Raw genomic sequence first — 11,147 nt, 5'->3', positions numbered from 1 at the left:
AGGACTAGTTTTTAGCTGAAGAATTTGGAATAACCGGTTGCACCCAGGCTACTTCCACATCGCCTTCTTGATAAGGGTTTTCTTTGAGTTTGCTGGAAATGATCTTTGCCCGCACGAAAAGATAATCGGCCGAAAGCTTATATTTGGCTGCTGTACCCTTCATAGTTTTTAATATTTCAGATTCCATTCTATCGCGGTGCGCACCTATGAAACGTATCTCGTAATCTACTCCGGTTTCAGGTTTAACAGTAATAGAAAGGGCATTATTATCAAAAGAAATAGCTTCGAGTTCAACGCCGGTGGTAGCATAAAAATCTCCGGCTTCCATACTCTTAATAAGGGAACGCGGATCGAGTTTTTCCGAATTTACCATCACCCAACCGCGGCCGGCGTTGCTGTACCTGCTTCCGAATTTATGATAGTGATGACTGTCATCTGTGGCCAATCCGTAGAGTAGTGGTTTGCCCGCCTGGATGTAAGCCATGTTAACTTCATCCCACATTTCTTCGGTGCTGCTGTGGATGCTATCTCCATAATTGTTGACATAAGGATGCCCGTTGAACACTTCAAAAAAACGCTCGCCGTCAACCTGGATGATATCTTCGGCAGTGATCGCGTAAGTGAAATTAGGATGGTTGAGGTGCTGCAGGATAGGTTCTCCCGTGCGCTCACTCTGTTCTCTTATTGCATCAATATTATTCTGAATAAGCTCCACAATGGTATTTCCTTCCCGCGGCTGAATTAACTCCTGAACATTGACCGCACCCATGTGCACAGCTTTTTTGTCGAGATAGGCAGTAATTTCTTCTGCTTTGAAGATCATGAACTTTTCATTTTCTTCCAATAAGGGCCGGAATTCTTCCAAAGTCTTTAGCCGCACATGAGTTCCCGCGGAATCTTTCCTGTATTCTACCCAGTCTTCCCCGTACTTCTTGAGGTAATCCCGAAAAGCATTTTGATACAACGAATCTTTGGGAATGGTCTTCCATTTTACACCTTCAGGAATAATATTGTGGTCTGAAAGTGCTACAAAGTCATAGCCTTTATTCTTATACCACTCCATGATCATTTCCGGAAATTCATCCCCATCACTCCAGTAGGAATGGGTGTGGAGGTTACCTTTGTAGTATTTATCCTGGCCGAACCCGGAAGTATAGAAAAAGAGGAGTAGTATTAGTAAAAATAAAGATCTGGAGGTTTTCATGGGAATAGAATTACTTTAAAACTTCAATTTGGAGCTTTTCATTATTAAGAAAAACGCTGTTGAAAAAGCCGAAAACTTCCTCAAAGTACTGAAACGGCATTCCCGAATGTTCGTGTCTGCCACCTTCAAAGCTGTAGAGCATATAGGAAGCGTTCAGATCTCTTAGCTTGCTGGCAATTGTTCTTGAACCATCGAGCATGATATAACCGGGTTCTGCAGGGTCGCAAAAATGATGCGGGGCGGAGGCATAGGGAACTGAATTATCTTCTGTGCCGTGGAAGAAGATTCCGGGAACGGCATTTTCTGCTGTGATATAACGGGCATCAACTATTGCACCGGCCAGGGAAAATACACCTGAGAATTGCAGATCCTTATATTTGGCAGGTTTCTCAAACATCAGCGCGCGGTTGTAAGCAGCATTTAAAACTGCTTCTGCGCCTGCGCTGCTGCCGCCTACTATGACCTTTGAAGGATCAATGCCGTATTTCTTTTTGTAGCGCAGCATAAAATCTACCGCATCCATAAAATCTTCCGCTGCCAGTTGAAAAGTCTCCATTTTTCCTTCGGCTTCATAATCGCAGCCGAAAGATTGTCCTTTTCTGGTAAGGCGGTAAGAGATCTGTGCCGCAACATAACCTTTTCTTGCCGCTGCCTGAGCAAATTTTACTTCGCCTTCATTAGTACGGGTGCCACCTGAAAATCCGCCACCATGCATAAAGACGATCAGGGGTCTGGAGCGGGCTGTGTCATTCTTTGGCCGGTAAATATCCAGCTTAAGCTCTTGCCCGTCTTTTACTGCATAGGTTTGAGTCTCCGCCGCTTCTGCTTCAAAAATGTCATTAATAAAACGTTCCTGTGCGGGAGATAAAAAGGAAAGGAAGAGAAAGCCAAAGCTTAAAAAGTAGCGCATTTTATTACTGAATTTTAGAAGCTGTAAGATAAGTTTTTTCTCTATTTTCATCCCCTTTAGCCAGGGTAAATCCGTCGTAAAACTGCCAATTTTGAGTGGCAATTAATTGGGAGGAAATGATATTTCGAAAAAAAAATCTCCCTCTCAGGCAACCTTTTGTAACTTTCCTTCGTCTATGTTAATAGAAGGCCTTTGAAAAGCTAAGCAGGTGAAAGTAATTCAACTCTTTAAAAATGATTCTCTTTTGATCAAACGTGCAGCCGCGGGTAACCGGCAGGCGCAGCGAAAGATCTATGAGAAACATTCGGGAAAGATGCTCAGCGTTTGCCGGCAGTACGTGAAGGACCTGCAACATGCCGAAGAAGTGATGCTCGACGGATTCTTTAAAGTTTTTACTCACCTGGAAGATTTTAGAGATGAAGGCAGCTTTGAAGGGTGGGTGCGGCGGATCATGATAAGGGAAGCGATCTCCTTCTTACGAACCGATAAACGCTCTATGTTTGCTGAAGAGGAGGTGCCCGAAAATGAGAATTTTTCGTACTCCTTTACATCCGACTTTAATGCGGCGCACATTCAGGAGTTGATCGACAGTTTGCCCGAAGGTTACAGGATGGTGTTTTTAATGTATGCCGTTGAAGGTTACAAACATCAGGAAATAGCAAAAATGCTAAACATTACAGAAGGAACTTCTAAATCGCAGCTTTTTAAGGCCCGAAAAATGCTTCAGGAGAAGCTGGAACAGGAAAACAAGACAGAATATGGAACCGGAAAAATTTGAAAATAACGTAAAAAAGGTACTTCGGGAGAGGGAGATCCAGCCATCTGCCGCGGGCTGGAACAAACTGGAGCAGCGCCTTGAGAAGAAGAGGGAAAAGCGGCCGTATTTCGCATGGATAGCTTCAGCTGCGGCCATTGCAGCAATTTTCTTTGTGCTGGGAACTTTCTTTGATGCTCCAATAGCTTCAGAAGAACCACAATTGGTTGAACAAGAGCCGGCACAACCTGTTTTAGAGGAGAAAAATGCAGAGCCTGAAGTTATTCAAATAGCTGCTTCCGAAGAGAAAGAGGAGCTGAAAGAAGAGAAAAAACCTTCCGCAGAAAGAAGTGTCAAAAATGCCATTTTTGAGACTCCTGTTCCGGAAGCTTCAGAAGCAGAAGAACAAATTGCTGCTCAAATTCTTTCCGAAGCACCCGCTGTCAAAGAGCCGGAGGAGAACCTGCATTTAGCAGAACATCAGCCGGAATTTGCCTCTCAGGATAGCGCCTATAACAGCGATCTTGAAGTAGAAGCTCTTTTGCTACTGGCAACTGCCGAGTTAAAACCTGACTCGAATTTTACCGTCAATTCCGGGGATTTACTGCACCAGGTGGAATATGAGCTGGACCAGTCTTTCCGGCAGAAAGTTTTTGAGGTGGTGAAAGAAGGCTTTTCAAAAGCTAAAACTGCGGTGGCGAACCGGGATTTTTAATCACAAACAATCATCAATCAATCAATTAACGGACTTCTTTTTGAAGCCAATAAAAAACATGAAAACCATGAAAAAAGTTACATTTCTAATGCTTCTTATCATTACTTCATTATCGGTCGAGCCTGTAACAGCTCAGGAACAGACCAATCGTGAAAAGATTGAACAACTTGAAAAACAAAAGGAGCAGATCATTGCCGAAGAAAAAGAGGCGCTTAAAAAAGAGGTAGAGTCAATTAACAGGAGGGCACAGGCAAAGGAAATTGATTGGGAAGAAGCGGAAAAGCTAAAGAGCGAGGCTGCTAAAAAACATGCCATGAATATCCAGAACCGGGTGGCAATTATAGATAATCAAATAGCTTTGCTGTTACGGGAGGAAGATACAAATGATGACTGGTCCTGGAACGAGGAGGAAGAAGAACAACATGATAATGACAACTGGTTTAGTAAAAGTCATTACAGCAGGACCTCTACCCATCTGGTGGTGGCAGTTGGATTTAATAATGCGCTCACCGAAGGTCAATCTATCAATGACTCGGATTTCAAAGTGGGTGGCAGCCGGTTCTTTGAACTGGGAATTGCATGGAGGACCAGAGTGTTTGAGCGCTCCAACTTCATGAGATTTAGATATGGATTTTCATTTCAATTCAACGGATTGAAACCAACAGATAACAGGTATTTTGTAGGAGATGGGGATCTGACTACTCTTGAAGAATTTCCCATAGATTTGGACAAATCAAAGTTTAGAATGGACAATCTGGTTTTTCCGGTACATTTTGAATTCGGTCCATCCAAAAAGGTGGAAACACCCCGCAGTGTTTGGTTTTCTACACATAACAAGCTGAAGATCGGACTCGGCGGGTACGCGGGTGTAAACCTCGGGGAGCGTCAAAAATTAAAGTTCGAAGAAGACGGTGAGGGTGTAAAGCAGAAATTAAAGGGAGATTACAACACCAATGAATTTATTTACGGTCTTAGTGGCTACATTGGCTGGGGAGGTACTTCTCTTTATGCCAAATATGACCTGAACCCGATCTTTAAAGATCCTAATCCTGCGCTGCATAATATTTCTGTGGGACTAAGATTTGATGCGAATTAGAATTAGCCTTTATTTTAATATTTTTGAGAGGATTCCAATTTTTGGATCCTCTCTCTTTTTTATAAAACGTACATTTGAAAAATTTTCTGCAGTAAATCTTGATCTCAAAAAATACCATAGATCGTGTGTTTGAAGCTTCCCGGGTAGAGGAGGTGCTTGGCGATTTTGTAACCTTAAAGAAATCGGGGAGTAATTTTAAAGGGCTGAGTCCTTTTAGTGATGAGCGTACACCGAGTTTTATGGTTTCTCCGGTAAAACAGATATGGAAGGATTTCTCCAGTGGAAAAGGCGGGAATGTAGTGGCATTTTTAATGGAGCACGAACATTTCACTTATCCTGAGGCCATAAAATATCTGGCAAAAAAATATAACATTGAAGTAGAGGAGACAGAACAGAGTCAGGAGCAGAAGGAACAGGCTGATGAACGGGAAAGTATGTTTCTGGTGTCGGAGTTTGCTGCGAAGTATTTTCAGAATATTCTTCTCAAAACAGATCTTGGTAAAGCCATAGGGCTAAGCTATTTCAAAGAGCGCGGTTTCACAGATGAGACGATAAAGAAATTCAGTTTAGGATATTGTCTTGATGAGTGGAATGCTTTTACTAATGAAGCTCTGAAAAAGGGCTATAAACGGGAATATCTTGAAAAAACCGGTCTTAGCATAGTTAAGGAAGACAAGCAGTTTGACAGGTTCAAAGGTCGGGTGATGTTTCCTATTCATTCGATGAGTGGCCGGGTACTTGGATTTGGCGGAAGGATACTTACTAATGACAAAAAAGCAGCCAAATATCTTAACAGTCCTGAGAGCGAAATCTATCATAAGAGCAAAGTCCTCTATGGGATTTACCACGCCAAACAGGCTATAGCTAAAGAAGATAACTGTTACCTGGTTGAAGGATATACAGATGTGATCCAGTTCAATCAAGCAGGGATAGAGAATGTGGTTTCCTCTTCGGGAACTGCTTTAACACCCGAGCAGATAAGACTGATCAACAGGTTAACTAAAAACATCACCGTTCTCTTCGATAGTGATGCTGCAGGGGAGCGGGCTTCCATCCGTGGAATCGATCTCATTCTCGAGCAGGGGATGAATGTGAAGGTTTGTGCTTTTCCGGAAGGGGAGGACCCTGATAGTTTTGCCAAGAAAAATACAGAAGAAGATATAGGGCTTTATCTGCAGGAAAATTCTAAGGATTTCATCAACTACAAAGCTTCTCTGTTGATGGAGGAGGCCAAGAACGATCCGGTGAAAAAAGCTGCTCTCATTAGAGATATGGTGAGTAGTATCTCCAAGATACCGGACCATATTCAGCAGGAAGTTTATGTGCAGGAGACTTCCCGAATCATGGATATATCTGAAGAAGTGCTCTTCACTACCCTGGCGCAGCTGAGTGGAAAGCAAAGCGGAAAGACCGCTCCCAAAAAGACGCAGCAGTTTGAGGTGGTAAGGAATGAACCGGCCCCAAGGGTGAAGGTTGATGAGCTTTATATTCTTGAGCGTACTATTATTAGTTTGCTCCTGCATTACGGCATGGTTGAGGAAGATTTTGAAGACCTGGTGGTAAAGGTGAACGAGAAAGGAGAGATCACAATGGAGCCGGAGATTGTGCGGGCAAAAGTTTACGAAAAAATTTTTCTGGATTTGCAGGAAGATGAGGTGGCCTTTACCAATGAGCATTTTCAGCGCATCTATCAACAGGTGATTAATAAATTTAACGAGGAAGATGATTTCTCCTTAGAGACCTTTGTCAATGAATTGCCTCCCGAAAATGCTAATGAAGTTACCGGTATTTTAATGGATGAGGAGCAGTATGTGCTACATGACTGGGAAAGGATGGAGATCTTTGTAAAAGGAAAACAGGAAGGAGTGGGGCGATTGGTTAATGAAACTATCCTTTCCTTACGAAGATATCTTGTGAACCAGAAGATCCATGAACTTAACCGGGAAATAAAAGAAGTTCCACCCGAAGAATCTCCTGTGATCCTTCAGGATATTATGGATTATATTTCTTTAAAAAAGACGCTTTCCAATAAGCTAAACCGGGTTATGTAGATCGTATCTGCAGCAGTCTTGACTGGTTGATCAAATCGGCCAGATTATCTACACGTAATTTTTTAAGTAACCTGGTCTTATAGGTACTTACCGTCTTTTCATTAATATCCAGAGCTTCGGCGATGTCTTTGTTTCTCTTTCCTGTGGAAAGAAGATTCAACACTTCGATCTCTCTGGTTGAGAGCTTCTTGTAGCGGGAAACCAGATTATTGGATCTTGTAGTACCCGTATTAATTTTTTCGCTGATCTCTTTGTTGAGATAGATCCCTCCCCGTGCTACCTGTTTCACAGCTTCACTAAGAATTTCAGTAGAAGCAGTTTTGGAAAGATAAGCTACGGCACCGGCCTTTATTGCATTCAACGCATACATCTCTTCGGGATGACAGCTAAGGATTAAGATCTTGGTGCCGGGATTTTCAGCTTTAATAGTTCTAAGGGCAGTGATTCCATTAATATCCGGAAGGTCGATCTCCAGGATGACCACATCGGGATTCTTACTTTTCAGGGACCTGAAAAGGTCTTTTCCATTTGTCACTTTTCCTACTACTTCATACACTCCTTCCTTCTCCAGGAGAGAAGAAATTCCCATTCTTGTGATGGGATGATGGTCTGCAATTAGAATTTTTGTCATTGTTTGAATTTTAGCACAAAGAATTTCATTTGTGAGGGCCTTGTAAAATTCTGATTGTTAGTTTTTAATAGTGTATACAGGGGGAGAATGAAAGATAATGCCTTATTTATTCGCAAAATAATTTTTTCGATTAAAAGCATTTATTTCAGATGAACAGGGATCTCACAAACCGGAATTGGCACCATTTTGTGCTTATTGGCCCTGTGGCGGTTTTGATATATCCTGAACACCTGTTTTTCTCTTCCTGTAAGATCTTCTTCATTTTTTCCTTCTTCGGCCTGTTTCATGGCCTGTTCGAGTTCGTCGTAACTTGCTCCAATCTGCTCTTCATCACTTCGGCTGTCCCCAAACAACCCATCTGTAGGAGCGGCAGTTACAATACTGTTGATTATATCAAGTTCTTTTGCGATCTCATAGACCTCACTTTTCATGAGATCGGCAATAGGACTAAGGTCAACTCCTCCATCACCATACTTGGTAAAGAAACCTACTCCAAAGTCTTCAACTTTGTTTCCGGTTCCTGCCACCAGGTAGTTATGTAGTCCGGCGAAATAATAGAGCGTGGTCATTCTCAGTCTTGCTCTCACGTTGGCTCTGGAAAGATGGACCTTGGGACTTTCCTCTGTGTCTGGTACGCTTTTTATAAAAGTGTCAAAGGTTTTGGTAAGATCAACCTCTACATCGGTGACGTTCGCAAATTTTTTCTTTAATCCTTTAATATGCTCCTGAGCTCTCGTGACCTGGTCCTGAGACTGGTGTATTGGAAGCTCCACACACAAGGTTCTCAATCCTGTCTTTGCACAAAGACTGGAAACTACAGCAGAGTCAACTCCTCCGCTTATACCAACTACAAACCCATTCATTTTTGCATTCGCCGCATAATCTTTCAACCAGTTTACGATGTGATCAATAACTTCTTTAGTTTGCATATAATATTGGTCAGTTTGAGTCGGAAATAATATCTTTGTTAACAAATATAATCCTTCAGCTAATTTTTAGAAAATAGCCCGCGTTAAACCCTTCTTAATTCACATATGCTTAAGTATCTCTTTGCCTGCTGTTTTGTTTTTCTTCTTCTTCTATCCTGTGCAGATAATGACAGAAGAGAGGAAGAGATCTCCAGGATTGGAATTGATTTGCAGGTAGAAAGGTTTGATCAGAGATTTGCAAATGCGACGGCCGACAGTCTGCCGGCTCTAAAAAGAGAATTTTCATTTCTGTTTCCAAGACAGTATCCCGACATACTTTGGGTAGAGAAAATGAATGACAGCATTCAGCTTGAATTGAATGAGGCTGTCGCTTCCCAATTTCCAGATCTGGAGGAAACTGAGGAGGAGCTGGAAAGGCTTTTTCAGCATATAAAATATTACTTCCCCGAGGAAACCATTCCGAAGGTTGTTACGCTGACATCAGATGTTGATTATCGCAACCAGGTGGTGTGGGCCGATTCGCTGCTGTTAGTCGCACTCGATACTTACCTGGGGATGGATCATCCCTTGTATATGGGAGTTCAGGATTATATTAAGAAGGAAATGCGCAAGGAACAGATCGTAGTTGACGTTAGTGAGGCTTTTGCCCGGACATTTGTTTCCGGTCCTGCTTCCCGAAGCTTTCTCGCTCATATGATCTACTACGGAAAGATCCTTTATCTCAAAGACCTGCTTATTCCTTTTAAGAGTGATGCTGAAAAGATGACATACCTGCCGGAAGAACTGGAATGGGCGAATGCTAACGAAGAGCAGATATGGCGGTATTTTGTGGAGCGGGAGCTTTTGTACTCCTCCGATTCCCAGCTGCAAACGCGATTTCTGTATCCCGCACCTTTTTCAAAATTCTTTCTTGAACTTGATGCTGAGGCTCCGCCGAGACTGGGGCAGTATATTGGCTGGCAGATCGTTAGACAATACATGGAAAAGAACAATGTTTCTGTAGAAGAAATGATAAATGAAGATGCAGAAACGATTTTTAAAAAATCAAAATATAAACCGAAGAAGTAATGGCAATAGCAAAAAAATCTAACATTAACATTAAAGTTTCACTGGATGAAAACAGGGTGCCCGAAGAATTGCACTGGAGCGCCGAAGATGGGGGAGTGGAAAACCAGGAAGCAAAAGCAATGATGCTTTCCATGTGGGATGCCGCTCAAAAAGAAACGCTTAAGATCGACTTGTGGACCAAGGATATGCCGCTTGATGACATGAAAATGTTTTTTCACCAGACGCTGGTTACCATGAGTGATACCTTCTATCGTGCTACCCAGGATGAAAAAATGCGTGATACCATGAAGGATTTCTGTGAGTTCTTTGCGGAAAAAATGGAATTGAAAAAAGAGTGATCAGGAAGTTAGAATGTAGATTTTAGAAGTACGAAGTTTAAAATTCCGAGTAGCAAGCACCAAGCACCAAATTCCAAGGGGAAAAAGTGTTCAGTGTTCAGTGGTCAGTATCTCCCCCGCTGAATAGCGAGAATACCGTGCAATTTGACTTTTCACGAAGTTAGACATTGGAAGTACAAATTTTAATTTTCTGCTTTTGCCAGCCCCAGAGATACTATGATTAAATCCTAATGTTCCTCATTTTTTCCTCTTGATTTTTTAACTTTGTACTAAAGAAGGTATAAATCGATTTATCGGTTTATGTCTATCTAGTGCGGAGCTTTCGGGCTCCGCTTTTCTTTGGGATAAATTGTGGGTTGCGGAGTTGGACCACTGGTAGTGACTATTGTATTCTTCGTCTTTTTTCCAGAGTACATAACTTAAGGTTAAAAGTTTACGCATACCTGCAACAATCCCTTTTCTTTTTGTGTCCGGATTACGATCATGGATTCGTTCATATAGTTCTTTAATAGGTTCATTTGCCCTACAAGCACTCAGTGAAGGCATATATAAAGCTTGTCTTATTCTCGAGTTTCCGCGTTTAGATATTCTTGTTTTACCTTTAAACATACCAGATTCATTGTGAGTAATGTCTATTCCTGCGTAGCTTACTACCTGTCGGATATTCTTGAATAAAGTAAAACCATTTGTCTCGCATACTAAAATAACCACTGTTTCATACCCAAGGCCAGGAATAGTTTCAAGCTTTTTAATTCTATTCTCAAGTATTGGATCCTTCTTTACAGTAGCTTTAATATCCTTTCTTATAACATCAATAGCTTTCTCCAAAAAGGCTATTTGTTCTCTCTTAAGCTTTATTACAGTGTGCAATTTTTGGTGAGCCTTTTCAAGAGCATGTAATTGGGATTGAGCTCTCTGTTTTTCTTTCTTTAGGCTTAGCAGTTCTCTACACAAATCTCTCAAAGTTTTATACATTGGAGACATAGGCTCCCAGTTCTCCAATTCTCTTTCTATTCCAAAACTGGCAATGGTCTTTGCATCTACCTTATCTGTTTTGGTTTTCACATTCAGACTTTTAATGTAGTTTTTTATTTTATTAGCTAACACCACTGACACCTTCTGGTTCTGAGAATGAAGATAGTAAGCAAGGTTTTCGTAATATACTCCTGTTGCTTCCATTACAAATCTTACCGACCACTCATCATCTTTTTTTTGTTTTAAAGACCAGGATAAGAAATTTTCAAATCCCTGATCTGTATTTTCAAAGGAACGAGTTCCTTTTATCTTAATACTGTTATCTTCTGTTCTTACTTTAATACAGGCATAGAAGTCATTCATCGAAATGTCAATACCAATAATTAGTTTACTCATAATATGTTTAAAGTTTAAGGAATATCTTCTTTTATCTTTCCTCGTGTTTATACGGAATACAAACAACATGGCCTGTTTCC

11 protein-coding genes are annotated in these 11,147 nt (G+C 41.4%); 6 read left to right on the top strand and 5 right to left on the bottom strand.

Going from position 1 to position 11,147, the window contains the following annotated elements; translation table 11 throughout:
• Nucleotides 1–4 precede the first annotated feature (4 nt).
• Complete coding sequence (locus G564_RS0107965; RefSeq protein WP_029037201.1) at nt 5–1,204, bottom strand: CehA/McbA family metallohydrolase domain-containing protein; 1,200 nt, start codon at nt 1,202–1,204, stop codon at nt 5–7.
• Between the two features lie 10 nt (nt 1,205–1,214).
• Nucleotides 1,215–2,114 (bottom strand): alpha/beta hydrolase, encoded by a 900-nt coding sequence (locus G564_RS0107960; RefSeq protein WP_029037200.1) that lies wholly within the window; start codon nt 2,112–2,114, stop codon nt 1,215–1,217.
• A 208-nt stretch (nt 2,115–2,322) separates the two neighbouring features.
• Between G564_RS0107960 and G564_RS0107955 the strand changes: the two genes are divergently transcribed.
• The 4 genes from G564_RS0107955 to dnaG all read left to right on the top strand — a co-directional run bounded on the left by G564_RS0107955 (nt 2,323) and on the right by dnaG (nt 6,730).
• Nucleotides 2,323–2,892 (top strand): RNA polymerase sigma factor, encoded by a 570-nt coding sequence (locus G564_RS0107955; protein ID WP_029037199.1) that lies wholly within the window; start codon nt 2,323–2,325, stop codon nt 2,890–2,892.
• Nucleotides 2,873–3,583, top strand: coding sequence for a hypothetical protein (locus tag G564_RS0107950; protein WP_029037198.1), 711 nt, complete (start codon nt 2,873–2,875; stop codon nt 3,581–3,583). Before G564_RS0107955 ends, G564_RS0107950 begins: the two co-directional genes overlap by 20 nt.
• A gap of 67 nt (nt 3,584–3,650) precedes the next feature.
• Nucleotides 3,651–4,679 carry a porin family protein gene (locus G564_RS0107945; RefSeq protein ID WP_029037197.1) on the top strand — a complete coding sequence of 343 codons (1,029 nt, stop codon included), beginning with the start codon at nt 3,651–3,653 and terminating at the stop codon, nt 4,677–4,679.
• Between the two features lie 98 nt (nt 4,680–4,777).
• Nucleotides 4,778–6,730 carry a DNA primase gene (dnaG, locus tag G564_RS0107940; RefSeq protein WP_029037196.1) on the top strand — a complete coding sequence of 651 codons (1,953 nt, stop codon included), beginning with the start codon at nt 4,778–4,780 and terminating at the stop codon, nt 6,728–6,730.
• On the opposite strand, the gene G564_RS0107935 is transcribed toward dnaG, so the two are convergent.
• Together G564_RS0107935 and nadE are read right to left on the bottom strand one after the other, a co-directional pair.
• Entirely contained in the window at nt 6,723–7,361 is a 639-nt protein-coding gene (locus G564_RS0107935; protein ID WP_029037195.1) for a response regulator transcription factor, read from the bottom strand. The genes dnaG and G564_RS0107935 overlap by 8 nt on opposite strands.
• Before the next feature lie 140 nt (nt 7,362–7,501).
• Entirely contained in the window at nt 7,502–8,290 is a 789-nt protein-coding gene (gene nadE / locus G564_RS0107930) for an NAD(+) synthase (RefSeq protein WP_029037194.1), read from the bottom strand.
• A 105-nt stretch (nt 8,291–8,395) separates the two neighbouring features.
• On the opposite strand from nadE, the gene gldB reads away from it, so the two are divergent.
• Nucleotides 8,396–9,358: a gliding motility lipoprotein GldB gene (gldB, locus tag G564_RS0107925; protein WP_029037193.1), complete on the top strand. Its 963-nt coding sequence runs from the start codon at nt 8,396–8,398 to the stop codon at nt 9,356–9,358.
• Nucleotides 9,358–9,696, top strand: a complete 339-nt coding sequence (gldC, locus tag G564_RS0107920; protein WP_029037192.1) for a gliding motility protein GldC — start codon at nt 9,358–9,360, stop codon at nt 9,694–9,696. The genes gldB and gldC overlap by 1 nt, the downstream gene beginning before the upstream one ends.
• Nucleotides 9,697–9,954: 258 nt before the next feature.
• On the opposite strand, the gene G564_RS18855 is transcribed toward gldC, so the two are convergent.
• A partial coding sequence (locus G564_RS18855; protein WP_051205360.1) for an IS110 family RNA-guided transposase occupies nt 9,955–11,147 on the bottom strand: 1,193 nt, incomplete at its 5' end.

It is taken from the genome of Salinimicrobium xinjiangense DSM 19287 (genome assembly GCF_000423585.1).
GTDB classification, from domain to species: domain Bacteria; phylum Bacteroidota; class Bacteroidia; order Flavobacteriales; family Flavobacteriaceae; genus Salinimicrobium; species Salinimicrobium xinjiangense.
Note: the sequence above shows the minus strand (reverse complement) of the source record. Positions and strands in the feature narration are given on the sequence as shown.

Bases quoted from the DNA above. Each gene is read 5' to 3' on its own strand.
- G564_RS0107965 (WP_029037201.1), bottom strand. From the start codon at position 1,204: ATGAAAACCTCCAGATCTTTATTTTTACTAATACTACTCCTCTTTTTC.
- G564_RS0107960 (WP_029037200.1), bottom strand. From the start codon at position 2,114: ATGCGCTACTTTTTAAGCTTTGGCTTTCTCTTCCTTTCCTTTTTATCT.
- G564_RS0107950 (WP_029037198.1), top strand. From the start codon at position 2,873: ATGGAACCGGAAAAATTTGAAAATAACGTAAAAAAGGTACTTCGGGAG.
- G564_RS0107945 (WP_029037197.1), top strand. From the start codon at position 3,651: ATGAAAAAAGTTACATTTCTAATGCTTCTTATCATTACTTCATTATCG.
- G564_RS0107935 (WP_029037195.1), bottom strand. From the start codon at position 7,361: ATGACAAAAATTCTAATTGCAGACCATCATCCCATCACAAGAATGGGA.
- nadE (WP_029037194.1), bottom strand. From the start codon at position 8,290: ATGCAAACTAAAGAAGTTATTGATCACATCGTAAACTGGTTGAAAGAT.
- gldB (WP_029037193.1), top strand. From the start codon at position 8,396: ATGCTTAAGTATCTCTTTGCCTGCTGTTTTGTTTTTCTTCTTCTTCTA.
- gldC (WP_029037192.1), top strand. From the start codon at position 9,358: ATGGCAATAGCAAAAAAATCTAACATTAACATTAAAGTTTCACTGGAT.